This is a genomic window from Dongshaea marina (assembly GCF_003072645.1).
Taxonomy (GTDB): Bacteria; Pseudomonadota; Gammaproteobacteria; order Enterobacterales; family Aeromonadaceae; genus Dongshaea; species Dongshaea marina.
In genome coordinates this window covers 636855-656783 of record NZ_CP028897.1, presented here as the reverse complement: position 1 = coordinate 656783, position 19929 = coordinate 636855, and the positions used below count along the sequence as shown (strand labels likewise).

At 53.2% G+C, this 19929-nt stretch carries 13 protein-coding genes and 1 pseudogene; 3 read left to right on the top strand and 11 right to left on the bottom strand.

The features are described 5' to 3' along the window. The 6 genes and pseudogenes from deoA to DB847_RS03305 all read right to left on the bottom strand — a co-directional run bounded on the left by deoA (position 1) and on the right by DB847_RS03305 (position 6520). Positions 1 to 1333: pseudogene (deoA, locus tag DB847_RS03330) on the bottom strand (thymidine phosphorylase). 103 nt (positions 1334 to 1436) lie between these two features. Beyond that, entirely contained in the window at positions 1437 to 2207 is a 771-nt protein-coding gene (deoC, locus tag DB847_RS03325; protein ID WP_108649439.1) for a deoxyribose-phosphate aldolase, read from the bottom strand. A gap of 647 nt (positions 2208 to 2854) precedes the next feature. Further along, entirely contained in the window at positions 2855 to 4345 is a 1491-nt protein-coding gene (locus DB847_RS03320; RefSeq protein ID WP_108649438.1) for a NupC/NupG family nucleoside CNT transporter, read from the bottom strand. 432 nt (positions 4346 to 4777) lie between these two features. Further along, positions 4778 to 5353 carry a TatD family hydrolase gene (locus DB847_RS03315; RefSeq protein WP_159084363.1) on the bottom strand — a complete coding sequence of 192 codons (576 nt, stop codon included), beginning with the start codon at positions 5351 to 5353 and terminating at the stop codon, positions 4778 to 4780. Next, on the bottom strand, positions 5329 to 5583 hold the full coding sequence (locus DB847_RS26270) for a TatD family hydrolase (RefSeq protein ID WP_108649436.1): 255 nt from the start codon (positions 5581 to 5583) through the stop codon (positions 5329 to 5331). The genes DB847_RS03315 and DB847_RS26270 overlap by 25 nt, the downstream gene beginning before the upstream one ends. Continuing rightward, the gene (locus DB847_RS03305; protein ID WP_159084362.1) at positions 5573 to 6520 is read right to left on the bottom strand and encodes an NADP-dependent oxidoreductase; all 948 of its coding nucleotides are present in this window, start codon (positions 6518 to 6520) and stop codon (positions 5573 to 5575) included. Before DB847_RS03305 ends, DB847_RS26270 begins: the two co-directional genes overlap by 11 nt. Before the next feature lie 158 nt (positions 6521 to 6678). Between DB847_RS03305 and DB847_RS03300 the strand changes: the two genes are divergently transcribed. Continuing rightward, positions 6679 to 7446: a substrate-binding periplasmic protein gene (locus tag DB847_RS03300; RefSeq protein WP_108649434.1), complete on the top strand. Its 768-nt coding sequence runs from the start codon at positions 6679 to 6681 to the stop codon at positions 7444 to 7446. 51 nt (positions 7447 to 7497) lie between these two features. Here the strand turns inward: DB847_RS03300 and eno are convergent, their stop codons facing one another. From eno to rlmD, 5 genes are all read right to left on the bottom strand, one after another. Further along, a complete protein-coding gene (eno, locus tag DB847_RS03295; protein WP_108649433.1) occupies positions 7498 to 8799 on the bottom strand; it encodes a phosphopyruvate hydratase in 1302 nt (433 codons plus the stop codon). A gap of 86 nt (positions 8800 to 8885) precedes the next feature. After that, the gene (locus tag DB847_RS03290) at positions 8886 to 10523 is read right to left on the bottom strand and encodes a CTP synthase (protein ID WP_108649432.1); all 1638 of its coding nucleotides are present in this window, start codon (positions 10521 to 10523) and stop codon (positions 8886 to 8888) included. A gap of 107 nt (positions 10524 to 10630) precedes the next feature. Then, entirely contained in the window at positions 10631 to 11434 is an 804-nt protein-coding gene (mazG, locus tag DB847_RS03285; protein ID WP_108649431.1) for a nucleoside triphosphate pyrophosphohydrolase, read from the bottom strand. 533 nt (positions 11435 to 11967) lie between these two features. Then, positions 11968 to 14172: a GTP diphosphokinase gene (gene relA, locus DB847_RS03280; RefSeq protein WP_108649430.1), complete on the bottom strand. Its 2205-nt coding sequence runs from the start codon at positions 14170 to 14172 to the stop codon at positions 11968 to 11970. A gap of 19 nt (positions 14173 to 14191) precedes the next feature. Then, positions 14192 to 15526: a 23S rRNA (uracil(1939)-C(5))-methyltransferase RlmD gene (rlmD, locus tag DB847_RS03275; RefSeq protein WP_108649429.1), complete on the bottom strand. Its 1335-nt coding sequence runs from the start codon at positions 15524 to 15526 to the stop codon at positions 14192 to 14194. Positions 15527 to 15606: 80 nt separating this feature from the next. Here rlmD and barA point away from each other — a divergent pair, with 80 nt between their 5' ends. Beyond that, positions 15607 to 18435 (top strand): two-component sensor histidine kinase BarA, encoded by a 2829-nt coding sequence (gene barA, locus DB847_RS03270; RefSeq protein ID WP_108649428.1) that lies wholly within the window; start codon positions 15607 to 15609, stop codon positions 18433 to 18435. 594 nt (positions 18436 to 19029) lie between these two features. Next, positions 19030 to 19890, top strand: a complete 861-nt coding sequence (locus DB847_RS03265) for a queuosine precursor transporter (RefSeq protein WP_108649427.1) — start codon at positions 19030 to 19032, stop codon at positions 19888 to 19890. The last annotated feature ends 39 nt before the right edge of the window (positions 19891 to 19929 follow it).

Sequence of the window (19929 nt, the reverse complement as noted above, 5' to 3'; positions counted from 1 at the left end):
TCACTTCACATCATCGGCGCGGATGCATGCGTAGACGTCTGGCGTTTCCTGAGGCTTCTCATCAGTGATACTGATAGCGGCCCGAACCGCACGCTCAGCCTCAGCAAACGTCTGTTCATCATTGACATGCACATATGCCAGCGGTGTTTGCGGATCAACCGATGCTCCTAGACGGATAATATCGGTCAGCCCCACGCGGTAATCAATTAAATCAGAGGCACAACGACGGCCACCTCCCATACTGACCACAGCCATCCCCAGTTCACGGGTATCCATCGCGGTCACATAACCGGATAGATCCGCATACACTGGCTGGATCAGATCTGCTTTTGGCAGATAGCCATCGTATTTTTCAACGAAATCGACAGGCCCCCCAGGCCATGTACCATTCGCCCAAAAACTTCCGCTGCCTGGCCATTGGCCAGAACCGCTTCCAGTTTTTGCTGTGCCTGTAAACCATCTTGCGCCAATCCGCCCGCAATCAACATCTCTGTTGCCAGAGCCATGGTGATCGCATGCAGGCGAGGATTACGATACTCCCCTGTCAGATAGCGCACTGCCTCACGAACCTCAACGGCATTCCCTGCACTGGATGCCAGCACCTGATTCATATCGGTCAGAAGTGCCGTTGTCTTACAGCCAGCTCCGTTCGCCACACCAACAATACTACGCGCCAACTCTTCGGAGGCATCATAGCTCGGCATAAAGGCTCCAGAACCGACCTTAACATCCATAGCCAGGGCATCAAGTCCCGCAGCCAGTTTTTTAGATAAAATGGACCCTGTGATCATGCTGATAGAATCCACGGTCGCGGTTATATCCCGCGTTGCATAGATCCGCTTATCAGCAGGCGCCAGATTTCCGGTTTGTCCGATGATGGCAACCCCCACTTCTTTTACCACCTTTCGGAACAGCTCTTCATCCGGAGCCGTCTGGTAACCAGGAATCGCATCCAGCTTATCCAGAGTCCCTCCCGTATGACCCAGGCCGCGGCCAGAGATCATCGGGACATACCCCCACACGCTGCAACCATTGGTCCCAGCATGAGTGATACAACATCACCAACCCCACCGGTGGAGTGTTTATCGACGATCGGACCATCCAGTCCCAGCGGCTTCCAGTCTAGCACCATGCCAGAATCCCGCATCGCCATCACCAATGCAGTGCTCTCATCCATCGACATTCCCTGAAAATAGACCGCCATCGCAAAGGCAGCAATCTGCCCCTCTCCGATGCTGTTGTCTGCAACGCCGTTAATGAAAAAACGGATCTCTTGGGCAGTCAGCTTCTGGCCATCTCTTTTTCTGCGAATCACTTCCTGAGGCAAATACATCTTAGTTCTTCTCCACCGAGTTGTAGGGTCCGTGTGTTCTTTGGTTTTCCGTAGCTGGGGGAGTGTTCCCCCCCTTTGGTTTTTTTATTTTTATAGTATTCGATTAGTAGCCGGCACTATCCGCTGGCTTGTCGCCACACCCCAGGGTGTGCAACAGGTTGTTCAGCAGGCTGGATGCGCCAAAGCGGAAGGTATCCGGCGCGATCCAGTCACTGCCCAGCAGCCCCTCTGCTAATTCAAAGTATACAGCTGCCTGTTCAGCATTTTTTACGCCGCCAGCTGCCTTAAAGCCAACCTTAGGGTTCTTCTCTTTGATCACTTCCAGCATGATTTGAGCAGCCTCAGGCGTAGCATTCACAGGCACCTTACCGGTAGAGGTCTTGATGAAATCAGCTCCCGCCGCAATCGAGATCTCGGAAGCCTTGCGGATCAGCGCCGGAGTCTCGAGGACACCTGACTCGATGATTACCTTCAGCAGAACATCACCACAGGCCTCTTTACAAGCCTTAACCAGCTCAAAACCAACCTGCTCGTTGCCAGCCATCAGGGCGCGGAACGGGAAGACAACATCCACCTCATCGGCGCCATAGGCGACGGCCGCACGGGTTTCAGCCACAGCGATCTCAACATCATCATTGCCGTGAGGGAAGTTGGTGACGGTCGCGATTTTTACATCTTCAGCACCCATCTCACGCAGCGTCTTGCGTGCAATCGGGATAAAACGAGGATAGATACAGACCGCAGCAGTCTTGCCCGCTGGAGATTTGGCCTTATGACACAGGTCAATGACCTTGGCATCCGTATCGTCATCATTCAAAGTCGTCAGATCCATCAAATTCAGCGCCAGTTGTGCTGTTTTTTTCAGATCGGTCATAGCTATCTCCAAGTCAAAAATTGAAAAATACGCGCCATTGACCCTACCAAAGGTTCATTAAGTACACAAACGGCACTCATCACCACTTCGGGCCAAAGGAAATAAAAATCTGGGATATAACTCGACTAGTTCAGACAAGAGCCCAGCAATAATTCCCAATAGGGATCTACCCTGTTTCCCACAGGCAGATATCCACTAGAAACATTGCGGACTTAGTTCCGTGAAGGTTTGAAAACACCAGGGCAATAGCCTGGGCTCCCAACTCAAATCCTTTTGACCGCCAACACTCTTTGGAGTGTTAGTGAAGTAAACAGTTCATTCAACCATTGCCTGGTTCCGTGTCCCTCAGCATCCGTTGCTGAAAACCGACATCGGAGACAAATCCGGTTGGTCTGTCTACGCAAAATCCTACGAGCGACTATTCAACCCGCTTTGCCCACAAGATGCAAGGCCAAACCGATCATTTGATATTTTTTTAGAGGCAGCTCACAAATTACAGAGTTATTTTGAGCTCTTCAGACCAGTAAATAACCCCCTTGAAGGGGCTATCCCGATGGCTAAATCAGCAAGCCGCAAGAGTAGCCAGGGTGAGAGTCGGCAATAAAAAAGGGAGCGCCTGGCGCTCCCTTTCGTCACATACTAACGCTTTAGCCAAGGGCCAGGAAGAACCCGGCAATGGAAGCAGACATCAGGTTAGACAAGGTTCCGGCCAACACCGCCTTGAGACCAAATTTAGCGATCTCACCACGGCGACTCGGAGCCATTCCACCCAGACCACCCAACAGGATGGCTACAGATGCAAGGTTTGCGAATCCACACAGAGCGAAGGAGATGATCGCCTTGGTATGCTCACTCATCACCTGCTGAGTGGTTGCCACTATCTCACTACCATGCAGGTAAGGGACAAAGTTGGCATAGGCAACAAATTCATTCAGGATGACCTTTTGCCCGATGAAGGAGCCTGCCGTTGTCGCTTCACCCCAGGGCACCCCGATCAGGAAGGCAACCGGAGCAAAGATCCAGCCGAGGATGGTCTCCAGGCCAAGCTTGATATCGGTCGCCTTCGCCAGAGACATGGCTGCATTCTTAATATCATCGGAGCTTGCCGAGGCAGCAATCTGCTTAGCTGTCGCTGCGATCTCCGGTCGTGCCATATCACCAACCGACTTAGCGAGCACCTGCATCAACCCATGTAGTTCGGGAGACAGAGTCGCAGCAGCGGCCAGGGTTTCAAGGTGCTGATAAGCGGCATCAATCGCACCACTTCCATAATCAAACCAACCAGCAACACCACCTATGATGCCGTTACACAAGGCAATCAGACCGATAAAGGCCAGCAACATAGCGCCAACGTTGAGCGCCAGGTGCATCCCTGAGGAGGCACCCGCAGCCGCAGCATCAATGACATTGGCAGGTTTATCATCTACCTCAGGCTCAGCCGCCGACTCGTCATAGTCCGGGGTCTCGGTCTCGGGCTTGAGGAGCTTAGCAAACAAGAGTCCCCCGGGCGCAGCCATGAAGGATGCCGCCACCAGATACTCCATCTTGACCCCCATCGCCGCGTAGCCCGCCAGAACGGAACCGGCAATCGAAGCCAGACCACCACACATCACCGCAAACAGCTCAGATTGAGTCATGCGATTGATATAAGGGCGCACCACCAGCGGAGCTTCTGTTTGCCCGACGAAGATATTCGCCGTTGCGGAAAGGGATTCGGTACGAGAGGTTCCCAGAATTTTTTGCAGGGCGCCACCAAGAAGCTTGATCACCCACTGCATGATCCCCAGGTAATAGAGCACCGCGATCAATGAGGAGAAGAAGACGATGACCGGCAGGACCCGCAAAGCGAATACAAAGCCGCCTCCGCCAAATACCTCAAACATCTTGCCACTGACCAGGCCGCCAAACAGGAAGTTGATACCATCCTGTGCGTAGTTCACCACCTGGGATACAGCGTCTGAGATCGCTTTCAGAATATCCTTGCCGATAGGGATGTAGAGGACAAAGGCTCCAATACACGCCTGGATTACAAACGCTCCAAATACGGTTCGAAAGCGGATCGCTCGTCTATTATCGGAAAATAGTATCGCCACTCCGATAAGAAAGAGAGCACCCACGATGCCCATGATTAGACTCATAGTTTTTATTTCCTCTCGGTTAACCTTCCATACAGTAATAGCCCAAATAAAGAGCTTTTACGCACTCTAGCCTGGCTCATTTTGCCTCCTTGCTTTCAAAATCGGCCAGGGCTCACACTTTTCGGCTAATCCTGCTTCAAGTTTAACAACAATGGAAAAATTAGCTTACATAAAATACACGTAAACCGCTGTTTTTTTAGGCTGTATTTTTTTTATCCTCTGAGCAGCCCTACCAGTGTAGCCCGAAAAACAGGGTCCTTTGCGGATTAAATTTAAGGCTAATTCTTTCGGAAAATGGACTCTATTTGAAGAAAAACCAAAGGTAAAGCCAAATATGAAAGAGTGGGAGATAGATCGAAGTTTAGGAAGAGAATTGATAATGGATCTGAACCTGGATCAACAAAGTGTTTGCCCTCTGTAACTAAAAATTACCTAGATCCCGAACAGATCCTGCACGTTTTGCTCAAGCTGCCCGCCAACTGTTTGCTGAGTTTCTCCCCGAATCCGACACAGTTCAGCGAACACCTCAACCACTCTCAGTGGTTCGTTACGTTGCCCCTGATAGCCCGCCAGCGGCATATCCGGAGAGTCGGTCTCCAGCAACAGGTGCTCCAGCTCCAGCTCGCGAAAAACCGTTCGGGTCTTGTTGGCTCTGGGATAGGTAATGACCCCGCCGACCCCGAGCTTAAATCCAAGCTCAATATAGTGACGGGCCTGCTGCAGCGAGCCGGAAAAACCATGGATCACCCCGCCTCTGGAGGGCCTTACCCGGCGCAGCAACTTAAGAGTTTCATCGTGAACCGGACGCCGCCCATGCAAGATCAGCGGCAGACAAAAATCCTCAGCCAGTTTGAGCTGAGTCAGCAGAGACTCTGTTTGCAGCTCAGCCGAGGCGTGCGCCTTCGGATCCAAGCCACACTCACCCACAGCCACTAATTCCTCTCCCCCCAGCTTAAGAAACTGTGCCAGGGCCTGACAGGCGCTTAATCCCTCCCCGGCAAGCCACAAGGGATGAATACCATAAGCGGCATACAGATAGCCCCCTCAGAGGCACAAAGGGCCTGAACCCTCCGCCAGTTGCTCGATGCGACGCCGGGAATAATGATCGCCGACAGCAGCTGTTTGCTCTCCCTGATCAAGGTATCCCGATCAGCGTCAAAGCACTCAAAATCGAGGTGACAGTGGCTATCTGTCAGCTTAGGAGTCGAACGGCCCACCTCAGTGGCCTCAGCACTCATCAAACATCCTTAACAATAGCTTGCCACCCACACCGCCACGCTCCAGCCGTTGATGAGCTCTCACTCCCTGACTCAGGAGATAGATATCTGAGATCGCAAGCTTAACTCGCTCAGACGCCAACTTGTCGGCAAGCTCAGCCAGCTGATCTGCATCCGGGTGCAGCATCATCCCGCAAGCCTCTGCCCCCCGTGTCCTTGCACACTCCGTCACCTGTTCAACACTGACGCTTGGGATGGTGACGACTCGCTTAAAGGCCCCGAGCTTCCCAAGGATCTCACAGGCGGTATCACCTCCGATGAGATCCAATACCAGATCCACTTCGATCCCATCCGGCAACCGAGCCACCTGATAGATCTCTTGCGCCCCGAGCATCATCAGCGGCATCTTGTAGTTGACCCGGGCGACTGCACTCACCTCGGCACCGCAATCTGCCGCCAGCTGCACCGCCAACTGACCCACGGCACCGCCAGCTCCCAGGATCAATACCCGCTCACCGGCTTGCAATCTGCCATGCTCAAACAATCCCTGCCAGGCGGTCAGCCCTACCACCGGCAGGGCCGCAGCCTTACTCAGAACCAGTTCATCGGGAGCCGGGCACAGCTCACTTGCATCCGCCACCAGGTACTGGCTATAACAGCCTCCCTGGTGCGGAAAGCCCACCAGGCCGAACACCCTTTGCCCAACCTCAAACCCCGTGACTCCGGGCCCACAGCTTACGATCTCACCTGCCATATCATAGCCGGGAACCCAGGGAAGAGCGTCTTTAAGCTGCTTTGCTGCCCAGCCAAGGCCCGCCCGGGTTTTACAATCCACCGGATTCACCCCGGCAAAGTGCACCCGAACCAGACACTGCCCCTGCCCGGGATCAGGGCGATCCGCCTCCTGTAGCTGAAGAGTTTCTGGTTCACCAAAGGCGCTGATGGCGAGTTGTTGCATGGGCTGTTCCCTGTTGATCAAGATTTTCTCTATCTTGCCCAAAGCCATCTCAGAAAAAAAGCAGATTAGAGTCCGCCGGGCTCTGTCAGCTGAAATAACATCCATCACGATCCACGGGTCTATACTCACAACAAGCTCAATCGGAGACTGATCACTCAATGGATATGCGACTAAAACAGCTTATTCTGCTTCTGTGCTCCCTGCTGATCGCCCTGCCCGGTGTCAGCCTTGCCCGGGAGATCTATCTGACCTCAGCCGATTACCCGCCTTATTTCAGCAAGAAGCTGCCGCAGCAGGGCTTCATCACCCAGCAGGTGAAGGCAGCATTTAAGGTCATGGGATATCAGGTACGCCTGGAGCTTTATCCCTGGAGGCGCGCCTTCAGAGTCGCGCAAAATGGCATGGCCGATGGGATGTTTACCCTGTGGGAAACCGAAGAGCGGAAAAAATGGTTCTATTACTCGGATCCACTTCCTCCATCAAATATTCTGGTTTTTTTCAAGATGAGAGGACTAAAGGTGAAGTTCAGTAGCTTCAAAGATCTAAAGCCCTACTCAATCGGCTCGGTCCTGGGATACAGCTACCCCTGGGAGTTCAAAGAAGCCAACATCGACAAGCAGGTTTTTCATAGTGATCCTGAGCTCATCGATGCGCTGGTCGCCGGAAAGATTCAGCTGGCACTCATCGATAAACTTCAGGGTGAGTACCTGTTAAAAACCCAGCATCCTCTGCAAGCCGAACTATTTGAATCTATGACACCTGCGGTGAGTGTCTCTCCCCAACACCTAGTGATCTCGAAAAAAGCGCAAGATGCCCGCAAAATCATTGAAGACTTCAACCATGGCCTGCAACAGCTCAAGGAAAATGGCGCCCTGCAGCAGATCTTTGACAGCAATAAGCCGATCTCTTTGTTGAAGGCCCCATAAAAAAGCCCCCCGCTATGCGGAGGGCTTTCTCAGAAGAAAAGTGAGGCGGGATTACGCCTGACCTTTAACCTCTTTCAGACCGTTGAAAGGAGCCTTGGAACCCAGAGCTTCTTCGATACGGATCAGCTGGTTGTACTTAGCAACGCGGTCAGAGCGGCTCATAGAACCGGTCTTGATCTGGCCTGCAGCAGTACCTACCGCCAGATCAGCGATAGTTGCATCTTCGGTTTCACCAGAGCGGTGAGAGATAACTGCAGTGTAGCCCGCGTCTTTAGCCATCTTGATCGCCGCCAGAGTCTCGGTCAGAGAACCGATCTGGTTGAACTTGATCAGGATAGAGTTAGCAACACCCTTGTCGATACCTTCTTTAAGGATCTTGGTGTTGGTTACGAACAGGTCATCACCTACCAGTTGCAGCTTGTCGCCCAGCAGCTCGGTCTGGTGCTTGAAGCCAGTCCAGTCAGACTCGTCCAGGCCGTCTTCGATAGAAACGATTGGGTAAGTCTCAGCCAGACCCTTCAGGTAATGGTTGAACTCTTCAGAAGTGAAGGTCTTGCCTTCGCCCTTCATGTTGTAGATGCCTGCGTCCTTGTCATAGAACTCAGAAGCAGCACAGTCCAGAGCCAGAGTCACGTCTTTACCCAGAACATAGCCCGCTTGCTCAACAGCTTCCTTGATGGTCGCCAGAGCCATAGCGTTAGACTCCAGGTTAGGAGCGAAACCACCCTCATCACCAACAGCAGTGCTCAGACCCTTGCCCTTAAGAACCTTAGCCAGGTTGTGGAACACTTCAGAACCGATGCGAACCGCTTCTTTCAGAGTCTTAGCGCCAACAGGCTGGATCATGAACTCCTGGATATCAACGTTGTTATCCGCGTGCTCACCACCGTTGATGATGTTCATCATCGGCAGAGGCATAGAGAACTGACCTGCAGTCCCATTCAGCTCAGCGATATGCTCATAAAGAGGCATACCTTTAGCTGCCGCAGCCGCCTTAGCGTTCGCCAGAGACACAGCCAGGATCGCATTTGCACCGAACTGAGACTTGTTTTCAGTTCCGTCCAGATCGATCATGATCTGGTCGATTGCAGCCTGCTCTTTGGCATCTTTACCCAGCAGAGCTTGTGCGATTGGACCGTTAACCGCAGCAACTGCTTTTAAAACACCCTTACCCAGAAAACGACTCTTGTCACCGTCACGCAGTTCCAGAGCTTCACGAGAACCGGTAGAAGCACCAGATGGCGCAGCCGCCATACCAACAAAGCCACCTTCCAGGTGAACTTCTGCTTCTACAGTTGGATTTCCACGTGAGTCAATGATTTCACGACCGATGATTTTTACGATTTTGGACATAAGGTTTCCCTCTTTGAAGTAAAAAATGTATGACCTAAAACGAAAAAGCGGCTGCGACACCAGGCCACAACCGCGAATCACGCAAGCTAGTTTAGATTTCTTTTCTGAAATTCACCAGCAGCTTTTACAAATCCACCAAACAACGGATGTCCATCTCTTGGTGTCGATGTAAACTCCGGATGGAACTGACACGCGACAAACCAGGGATGTTGTGGATTTTCAATAATCTCAACCAGCTTGTGATCAGCTGAGCGACCGCTGATCTTGAGGCCTGCCTCCTCAATCTTAGGCAGGAAATGGTTATTCACCTCATAGCGATGGCGATGGCGCTCGTGGATCTCACTGCTGCCATACAGCTCATGCACTTTAGACCCCTTCTCAAGGTGGCACAGCTGAGAGCCAAGGCGCATGGTTCCTCCAAGATCCGAGCTCTCGCTACGCATCTCAACATTCCCCTCGCCATCAATCCACTCGGTCACCAGCGCGACAACCGGGTGCTTGCTCTCTTTATCAAACTCACTGGAGTGGGCCCCTTCGAGCCCGGCAACATTGCGAGCATACTCGATCAACGCCACCTGCATTCCCAGACAGATCCCAAGATAAGGGATGTTATTCTCGCGAGCATGTTGCGCAGCAAGGATCTTGCCCTCAACACCCCGCTCACCGAAACCACCTGGGACCAGAATCGCATCCAGCCCTTCCAGTAGCTCGGTACCACGACTCTCAAGATCCTGAGAATCGATATATTTGATCTTCACAGTCAGACGGTTCTTCAGTCCACCATGTTTAAGCGCCTCGTTCACCGACTTATAGGCATCAGGCAGCTCAATATACTTACCCACCATGCCGATGGTGACTTCACCCACAGGGTTGGCTTCTTCATAGATCACCTGCTCCCATTCGCCGAGATCCGCTTCGGGACACTCCAGGCCAAAACGGTCAACAAACAGCTGATCCAGCCCCTGAGACTTCAGAAGTGCCGGGATCTTATAGATGCTATCCACATCCTTCAGAGAGATAACCGCACGCTCAGGTACATTACAGAACAGGGCGATCTTGGCCCGCTCATTGGCAGGAACCACCCGATCGCTACGGCAGATCAGCACATCCGGCTGGATCCCGATAGACAGCATCTCTTTTACCGAGTGCTGGGTAGGCTTGGTCTTCACTTCACCCGCCGCCGACAGGTATGGAACCAGCGTCAGGTGCATAAACATCGCATTTTCACGTCCCAGCTCGGTTGCCAGCTGACGAAGAGCCTCCAGAAACGGCAGAGACTCGATATCTCCGACGGTTCCGCCGATCTCAACAATCGCAACCTGGTGCCCCTCGGCACCCGCCAGTACTCGTTCCTTGATGGCATTGGTGATGTGTGGAATGACCTGAATGGTCGCACCCAAATAGTCGCCGCGACGCTCTTTACGCAGTACATCCGCGTACACCCGGCCGGTAGTGAAGTTATTCCGGCGGGTCATCTTGTTACGGATGAAACGCTCATAATGGCCAAGGTCGAGATCGGTCTCAGCGCCGTCTTCGGTGACAAAAACCTCACCGTGCTGAGTTGGGCTCATTGTGCCTGGATCGACGTTGATATAGGGATCCAGCTTCATAATGGTGACATCCAGTCCCCGAGCTTCAAGAATAGCGGCCAGAGATGCGGCTGCTATGCCTTTACCCAAGGAAGAAACAACACCACCCGTCACAAAAATAAATTTAGTCGTCATTCGGAACCTGAAATGCAAGGAAGTTGTGCGTTAAACGCAGAAATACGAGACGGGGCGACAGTTTAATCCAAGCAAGCCGCTCCGGCAAGCCATTTTCACCTGTCACCTTATGATTCTGCGCGTTTCACCTGATCCCAGATCTGATCCAACTGCTCCAGCGAGCAATCGGTCAGCTGCTGTCCCTGACGGTGAACTCTCTGTTCCACCTCGCGAAAGCGGCGGCAAAATTTATCATTGGCCTGGCGCAACGCCTGTTCGGGATCCTGCTTTAAATGCCGGACAAGGTTAACACAGGCAAACAGCAAATCCCCGACTTCTTCTGTAACTTTTTGTTGATCGGGCTCGGGGGCATTCACTTCGGCCATCACCTCATCGATCTCCTCATGCAGCTTAGCCACCACCGGAGCCAATTCATTCCAGTCAAACCCAACCCCGGCACAACGCTTCTGAATCTTGTTGGCCCGGGTCAGGGCAGGCATAGCCGTCGGAATATCATCCAGCACGCTACCCGCTTCGCCACTCTTACTAGCGCGCTCTTTGGCTTTCTCCTGCTCCCAGTTGCGTTTCATCGCCTGTTCATCGGCAAAACTGACCCCGGCAAACACATGGGGGTGACGGCGAATGAGCTTTTGTGTCACCTGGTTGACCACATCTTCAAACTCAAACAGTTGCTGCTCTTTGGCTAACTGGCTGTAGAACACCACCTGGAACAACAGATCCCCGAGCTCACCGGGCAGCGCCGCAAAATCCTGCTGCTCTATGGTTTCGGCAACCTCATAAGCCTCCTCCAGGGTATGGGGAACGATAGTGGCGAAGGTTTGCTTGCGATCCCAGGCGCATCCCTTATCGGGATCACGCAGGGTACTCATCACATCGAGGAGATCATTGAGGGTGTAGGTTTTTTCGGTCATCAGTTTCTCTTAAATTTTGGTTTCATCTGCTCTGCCTGATATCAGGCATGGGGCGAAGGCTGTTCTAAGTCATCCTTCGGATAGCTTATTTGCAGCTTTGCTGCAGTTATGCCAAGAGCTCCCGGCAGAGCCATAAGGGGGAGCCGCTCTCCCCCTTATGAATCCCCGCGCGCCCCGGACCTCGCTTAACCCTCGGTTCACCTGAAAATTAGGGCATCGCTTAGACATCACGTCCATGTGATGGCTAAGCTCTCGCGATGTCCATATCGCTCAGCCTCAATTTCCTACAGCTCACCTCAGCGCTCACTCACGGGGAATAAAAAATCCTCTCTTCGATTACATAATTACCAGCGAATATCTAGCCCGGATGTTTTTACAAGCCAGGGATGGCGAGCTGCGAAGCTCTGCGGAGGGACTCGCAGCGCGGAGCGACTTTCTGGTTACTCTTTCCAGAAAGAGTGACAAACACAAAGCTCAATAAATGCGCCGCAGCCGCATGAAAGGGGCTGAACAGCCCCGTAAAGCAATCAACATCACAGGCGTTTTGCCTCGATCACATCCTGCAGCTGGTTAATTCGGGTTAGCACCCTTCCTAACGCATCTATGTTGTACAGCTCCACCTCAAGCTCAATGTCCGCCCGCTGGCGCTTGGTATCGGAGCGGGTCTGCATTCCCAGCACATTGATCTTGTCATTGGCCAAAATGGCGGAAATATCCTTGAGCAGGCCGGTGCGATCATGGGCTGTCACCAAAATTTTCAGCGCATAACCGCTGGAGTAGCTCTCGTTCCACACCGCATTGATGGTGCGCTCCGGATGCTTTTGCATAAGCTGCTTGAACTGCTCACAGTCGGCCCGGTGAATCGAGATCCCCCGACCCTGGGTGATATAGCCATTGATGATATCCCCGGGAATCGGTTGACAGCAGCGTGCCAGGTGGGTCATCAGGTTACCCACCCCATCCACCACTATGTGATCGCGGGGTTTCTTCTCCTGAGGGACATTTTTCTGCTGCAGCTTATCCAGGAGCTGCTGCTCAACCTCCTCAACCGTCGGCTGATTATGGCGATTCTGCAGGAAGTTGAGTAACTGATTGATCCTGAGATCGCCACTGCCGATCCCCGCCCACAACTCATCCATGGCATTGATGTTAAAGCGCTTGAGCACCGCATCATCCACCTGCCCCATGTTCAGGCCATTGCGTGACAATTCACTCTCCAGAAGCTCCTTGCCGGCAATGATATTCTTATCTCTATCCTGCTTCTTAAACCAGTTCACCACCTTGGCCCGGGCGCGGCTGGTACAGATGAATCCAAGATTGGGATTGAGCCAGTCGCGGCTGGGGCTGGGCTCCTTCTGGGTGATCACCTCCACCTGATCGCCGGTCTGCAGCTTATAGGTAAAGGGTACGATCCGCCCATCCACCTTGGCACCGATACAGCGATGTCCCACCATGCTGTGCACATGATAGGCAAAATCAAGGGGGGTCGCGCCCGAGGCGAGATCCACTACATCCCCACGCGGGGTAAATACATACACCCTGTCATCAAACACCTGGGAGCGCAGCTCATCCACCAGCGAGCCACTCTCGGCCATATCCTCCTGCCAGGCCAGAAGCTTGCGCAGCCAGGCGATCTTCTCTTCATAGCCGGTTCGCTTGCCAGTCTGTGGCCCCTCTTTGTACTTCCAGTGGGCCGCCACCCCAAGCTCGGCATTTTGGTGCATCTGCTCGGTACGGATCTGGATCTCGACCGTCTTGCCCTCTGGCCCCAGCACCACGGTATGAATCGACTGGTAGCCATTGGGCTTGGGATTGGCCACATAATCGTCAAACTCCCGGGGAATGTGGCGCCACTGGGTATGCACCACCCCCAGCGCCGCGTAGCAGTCCTGCAACCGGTCGGCGATGATCCGTACCGCCCGCACATCAAACAATTCGGTGAAGTCCAGACTCTTCTTCTGCATCTTGCGCCAGATGCTGTAGATATGCTTGGGGCGACCATACACCTCGGCGTTGATCCCCGCCTCTTCGATCTTGCCCTGCAGATAGGAGACAAAGGCATCGATATAACGCTCACGGTCGATGCGCCTCTCATCCAGTAGTTTGGCAATCCGCTTATAGGTCTCCGGATGCAGGTAGCGAAACGACAGATCTTCAAGCTCCCACTTGAGCTGACCGATCCCCAGGCGATTGGCCAGCGGCGCGTAAATATTGGCGATCCCCTTGGCCACCAGTACCCGCTCCTCCTCATCGGCATCCTTCACCTCGCGCAATCGGGTGATCCGCTCCGAAAGCTTGATCACTACCGCCCGCACATCCTCAACCATCGCCAGCAGCATTCGGCGGATGTTATCCACCTGGGCCGGATTCACATCCTCCTCGTGAATCAGCTCCAGAGAGCTGATCGCCTTCATCTCTGAGACCCCGCACACCAACCTGCAGATATCCTCGCCGTAGCGCTCGGTAAGCTGCACCCCATCGATCAGCCCCTTGCTAAAGAAGGGGTAGAGGGTCGCCGCCCGCAAAGTATCCAGATCCATGCTCAGGGTCATCAGGATCTCCACCATCTCGACCGCCCGGCCAATCAGCTTCTCCTGCTCCTCCTCTGAGCCCAGCTCAAGGCAATCCGAGTAAATTCGTTTGAGTTGCTCACGTTCAGATACATCCAGAGCGAGGGACTCCAGCCACTGCTCTAAGTTAAAAACCGACAACATATGTGTATCTCGAACCGCAACCATAATTTTTCCTTATCCGTCCTTATCCTTGGTAAACAAACAGGGCCATCGACTCCACGTGCCCCGTATGAGGAAACATATCCAGCAAGCCAACTTTCTCCAGCCGGTAACCGGACTTTAGCAACTGCTCACTGTCTCGCGCCAGAGTAACCGGGTGACAGGAGACATAAAGAATGCGCTGTGGGGCGAGTTTAATCAGCCAGGGAATGGTCCCCGCCGCACCGGCACGCCCCGGATCAAGCAGTACATGACTAAAGCTTTGACGAGCCCAGCTCTGCCCGGAAAAGTCACTGGCCAGATCCGCCCGATGAAATTTTACATTTTCAAGCTGGTTATGACCCGCATTGCGCCGCGCAAGTTCCACAACCCGCTCAACAACTTCAACCCCGACCACCTCCCGGCACTGTTTAGCCAGTGGCAAAGAGAAGTTACCGACCCCGCAAAACAGATCCAGCACCCGATCCTCGGCGCTAGCCTCCAGCCAATCCAGCGCCTGCTCAACCATCTTGAGATTAACCGCTTCATTGACCTGAATAAAGTCCCCTGGCACAAAGTTAAACTCAAGCGCATAGTTTGCCAGCCGATAGCCAGGCAGGGTAGCTTCCCTGGTCAGCGACTCAACCTCCCGCTCGGGGCCATCGAGCCAGATCCCACACCCCTGCTCTTTGGCAAAGGTCTCAAGTGCCTGTCGGTCCCTTGGCTGTAGCTCAGCTAAGTGCCGCAGCAGCAGACTCACACCTGTGTCGGTGCGGTAAAGCTCCACATGCCCTATCTGTTTGCGCAATGACAACCCTTCGAGACATCGCTGTAACGGAGCCAGCAACACTTCCAGATCCGGCTCCAGCACCTGGCAGCCCTGGATCATCTCGATTCCGGAACCATTGCGCTGGCGAAATCCCATCGCCAGGGTTTTATTCCTAGGATCATATTTCACCGCCAGCCGGCAAACCCGTCGGTAGTTCCAGGGATCCGAGGCCAGGGTCTCGGACAGGGGAAGTGACTCGCTCTTGATAAACTTGCTCATCAGGCCACCGAACGCCTGTTCCTTGTACTCTCGCTGCTGCTCGGCTGACATATATTGCAAGGAGCAGCCACCACAAGACTCAAAGTGGGGACAGGGTGGCTGGGTCCGCAATGGGGAGGCCTCCAGCACCTTAATCAATCGTGCCTTGGCATAATTTTTCTTCTGCTCAATCAGCTGCACCACTACCTTCTCACCCGGCAGGGCGCCGGTGACAAAGATTACCCGGTTGTGATGCCTGCCGACCCCCAATCCCTGGTGATCGAGACGTTCAATCTTCAGCTCAAAGTGTTTGCGGTCGAGTTTATTGGGTTTTGCTTTAAATATCTGGGCCATGGTGCTTGGTACGCAAGTTAGTCTATGTCATCATAAACAGTTCAGATTCGAGGTAGCCATTCTCCCATAAGATTTAAACCATGACCAAATATGGCCTCAGAGCAAGAGTTGTAACGCTGACCATCCTCCCAACCCTGGTAATAGGCATTCTGATGGCGGGCTACTTCACATTCCATCGCTATCAGCAGCTGGAACACAACATTATTCAGCAGGGGATCAATGTCATCGAACCCCTGGCCATCGCCAGTGAATATGGGATGGAGCAGCGGGCCCCGGAGCATCTCAAGCGCCTGATCAACCTGGCTCACCGCCAAAACTCTCCGCTGATCGATGCCATCGCCATCTTTACCAAAGACAACAAGCTCTTCATCACCTCCAACTATCACCGTGACTATATCAAGATGCGCCAGCCCAAAGGCAAGGCCCTGGAGCATTTCACCACGGTACAACGCTTAGGCGAGACCCTGATCCTGCGCACCCCAATCCTTGAGGATGCGGCGGCAAACAATGGAGTGGCCAACCTGTCCCGGGCTAAGGCTCCCATCCTGGGCTATATCTCGATCGAGATAAATACCGACAAGGTACTACTGCTCCAGTATCGTGATGCCATCGTCTCCGTGCTGATCGTCCTGCTGGGGCTACTGCTCAGTGCCTTTTCCAGCCTCAAGCTGTTCCGCGGCATCATCCAGCCGATCAGCAACATGGTCAATGCCGTCTATCAGATCCGTAAAGGTAAACTAGAAACCCGGATCCGAGGTGAATTCTCCGGCGAGCTCGATACCCTTAAAAACGGCATCAACGCCATGGCAAAATCAATTTCCGAATATCACGAGGAGATGCAGCTCAGCATCGACCAGGCGACCTCAGATCTTCGCGAAACCCTGGAGCAGATGGAGATCCAGAACGTCGAGCTGGCGCTGGCCAAGAAAAAGGCCCAGGAGGCGGCCCGGGTTAAATCCGAGTTTCTGGCGAACATCTCTCACGAGCTGCGCACCCCACTCAACGGGGTGATGGGCTTTACTCGCCAACTCCTCAAGACCCCGCTGGGTGCGGGGCAGAAAGATTACCTGCAGATCATCGAGCGTTCGGCGCGCAACCTGCTAAATATCATCAACGACATCCTGGATCTCTCCAAGCTCGAGGCCCACAAGCTCACCCTGGAGCTCATCCCCTTCAGCCTGCGTGAAACCACCGATGAGGTGATGTCGCTGCTGGCTCCGGGCGCCCAGGAGAAGGGTCTGGAACTCACGGTACAGATAGACCCACAAGTGTGTGATGCCGTCACCGGTGATCCCCTGCGTTATCAGCAGATCATCACCAACCTCATCAGTAACGCCATCAAGTTTACCGAGCGCGGCAACATAGTGCTGACCATCCAACAGCTCAAAATGGTCAGTGAGCGCAAGGCGCGCCTCTCCTTCCAGGTGATGGATACCGGAATCGGTATCTCACCCGAGCAGCAAAGCCTGCTGTTCCGCCCCTTCAATCAGGCCGACAGCAGCATTACCCGCCGCCATGGGGGCACAGGCTTAGGTCTTGCGATCACCCAACACCTGATCCAACTGATGGGCGGAGAGATCAGCATCAACTCCTCTCAGGGTAAAGGCTCTACCTTCACCTTTACTCTCGAGATGTCACTCAATGCGCTGCCATCCAGGACCCAGCTCTCTGAGGGAGCCCTGGCCGGTCAGTCCATTTTATTGTTCGAGCGCGATCCCTATACCCAGCGCGCCATGACCGAGCAACTCCAAAGCTGGGGAGGACGAGTCGCTCCCTGCAATCAACCGGCCGACTGGCAAGACAGTCTCAAGCTCGCCTACTCCACCATCATCATCGGCCAGAGTCAGTCTGACGATCTGCAATACACCTTCGAGCAGCTGGAGCAAGCGACCTCGAGCTGCACCAAGGTACTGCTGCTCCTTAATAGCGGCGATCCCAACCTCAGTGAGAAAGCCCTGGCCATGGGAGCCACTGGCTGCCTGACCAAGCCCTTCAACCACCGCAAACTGGCGCAACTGATGCAGGGACACCCTGATCTTCCGGGTGAGGTCCAACCCCAGCGCCCGGTAAGCGAGCAGCCCCAGCCAACCACTACAACCCCCTACTGGGATCTGCGGGTGCTGGCGGTGGATGATAACCTGGCCAACCTCAAGCTTATCTCGGCAATTTTAGAAGATCATGTCCGGGAGGTTGTCAGCTGCTCCTCGGCCCGTGACGCCATCGACAAGGCAACCCACAGCAAGTTCGATCTTATCTTCATGGATATCCAGATGCCGGAGATCGACGGCCTCAATGCCACCCTGCAGATCCGCGAACACGACCGCAACAAGGAAACCCCGGTGATCGCCGTCACCGCCCACACCTTCTCCGAAGAAAAGGCGCTGCTGCTGCGTGAGGGAATGGATGACTACCTGGCCAAACCCATCGATGAGCGGGCCCTGCAAAAAGTGATTGAGCGCTTCTGCGGCCCGGCGACCCGGATCCAGGCCCCCAAGCAGGTGGAAGCACCGGAGCCGGAACCACAGCTTCGCAGCGCCAGTGAGCCTCAGGGAGAGCACAGCACCCTGAGCTGGGCCCTGGCCCTTGAGCGTGCCGCCGGCAAGCCTGATCTCGCTAAAGAGATGCTGGAGATGCTCTACGAGCAGATGCAGCAGTTTATCCCCGAGTTGCAGGATGCAATGGAGCGCCCCTCCGAAGCCAAGGATTTTCAGGCTTTGGTCCATAAACTCCATGGGGGATGCGCCTACTCGGGGGTGCCGCGCCTGCAACGGCTGCTCTACACCCTGGAGTCCGCCCTCAAACAGGGCGAACTCCTCAATGAGCTTGAGCCTGAGCTGTTGGAGCTTGAAGATATCCTCAACCAGACCATCAGCGCGGCCCGCCAACAGCTGGCGAAACTCACAGACTAGACTCTGTTGACCTGTGGTCGGCTGTTTGTGCCTGTGGCATATTGCCGCTGCCGAGCGGCGGCGGGTCAGGGGAACTGCTCTCCCAGTTCCCCTAACAACCCCGAGGGTGCCCCTCGATTCACTACCTCCTCAAAATCACTTGCTCCTTGAAGCTCAGCATAGACACGCCGCATACCATCCATGATATGCCTCCCCAGTTCGATATCCCTATCTCTCGTTCCGTCTCTCTGGGAGAGACTCCACCCCTGGCGTGGCTACGCACTCATGGCGTCCTGCCATTCGACTTCAATCGCTTTACGATTTTTCAGCGTGAATCAAAGGGGAAATACCGATAAGCCAGAACAAATTCGAACGCAATCACTTTCCTCTATTCAAGCTCCCAAGTGTCGAGCTGTCACCGAAAAGACAAAGGCAATCTCAATTTACTAGTGCTCTAAAAACAACCAATAGCCACCCCGTCATCACACAAAGACTTTCAAAAATGGGTAAAGCTATAGATTTTGGCTATTTGTATCCTTTTGTTGCTATTCACCCATAACCCTTACGTATAAAATGCCAGCTTTTTGAATAACTGCCCAAGGGATTTGGATCATAATGCTGCGCAGAAAAGCCCGCTACGAGCTGATTGTGGAACAAGGGGACACAATTGAGTTCGAAGATATCAAAACTAATAAACGCCTCTCCATGAATCCGCTGGAGATAGTCAATCAGGGACTCACCGAACTCTTTAGCGATGAAGACCGCGCCACCATAGGCCACGCTGCCGCCCGTAAGGATGACTCAATTGTTATAGCCAACAACAAGGGTAGTGTGGCGGTTTATAACTACTCCAGAACTTTTTTTATTCCTATTCTATTTGCAGCTTATATTACAGTCTTATTGATCACGTGCCTTGCTGATGCTGGAACTTTCAATGGATTTGGTATAGCTACGCCTCTATCCTTCATCACCTACCCATTAACCTTTGTTTTTGAGGATTGTGTTACAGAACTGTATGGAAGAAAAAAAGGTCTACAAGTCATTTTTCAGGCTTTTATTCTTTTAATAATCACATCTGTCATTGTTAAAGGGATCTTTGCCCTATCCGCATATGCAGGTGGAGATGTGAACAATCGTTTTTTAGAAACAATGGGTTTTCTTCCTTTTAATATTGCATATGGAGGATTTAACTCCTTTGTATCATCCGCCGTTGATATTATTGTATTCTCTTTTATATATAAGAAATTCCGAAACTATGGATTCTGGTTTCGCGCTACTGTATCTTCACTAACTGCACAACTTGTTTGCTCATTCCTAGTCGGGATTTTCTATTATATTACAACTATAAGCACTGCCCCCTTTAGCGAGACATATAACAGTGCAATGCTTTATTTCCTGTGGGGATTTGGTTTGTCCATAGTGTATCTGCCACTCTCCTATGCAATTCTCTGGTATGTAAAAAAAAACGGCAGGTAGATCCTAAATACCGCAATTTTCGTTGGAATATTCCCTGCC

Coding starts and splice junctions, on each gene's coding strand:
- deoC (WP_108649439.1), bottom strand. CDS start 2,207: ATGACCGATCTGAAAAAAACAGCACAACTGGCGCTGAATTTGATGGAT.
- DB847_RS03320 (WP_108649438.1), bottom strand. CDS start 4,345: ATGAGTCTAATCATGGGCATCGTGGGTGCTCTCTTTCTTATCGGAGTG.
- DB847_RS26270 (WP_108649436.1), bottom strand. CDS start 5,583: ATGAGTGCTGAGGCCACTGAGGTGGGCCGTTCGACTCCTAAGCTGACA.
- DB847_RS03305 (WP_159084362.1), bottom strand. CDS start 6,520: ATGCAACAACTCGCCATCAGCGCCTTTGGTGAACCAGAAACTCTTCAG.
- DB847_RS03300 (WP_108649434.1), top strand. CDS start 6,679: ATGGATATGCGACTAAAACAGCTTATTCTGCTTCTGTGCTCCCTGCTG.
- eno (WP_108649433.1), bottom strand. CDS start 8,799: ATGTCCAAAATCGTAAAAATCATCGGTCGTGAAATCATTGACTCACGT.
- DB847_RS03290 (WP_108649432.1), bottom strand. CDS start 10,523: ATGACGACTAAATTTATTTTTGTGACGGGTGGTGTTGTTTCTTCCTTG.
- mazG (WP_108649431.1), bottom strand. CDS start 11,434: ATGACCGAAAAAACCTACACCCTCAATGATCTCCTCGATGTGATGAGT.
- relA (WP_108649430.1), bottom strand. CDS start 14,172: ATGGTTGCGGTTCGAGATACACATATGTTGTCGGTTTTTAACTTAGAG.
- rlmD (WP_108649429.1), bottom strand. CDS start 15,526: ATGGCCCAGATATTTAAAGCAAAACCCAATAAACTCGACCGCAAACAC.
- barA (WP_108649428.1), top strand. CDS start 15,607: ATGACCAAATATGGCCTCAGAGCAAGAGTTGTAACGCTGACCATCCTC.
- DB847_RS03265 (WP_108649427.1), top strand. CDS start 19,030: ATGCTGCGCAGAAAAGCCCGCTACGAGCTGATTGTGGAACAAGGGGAC.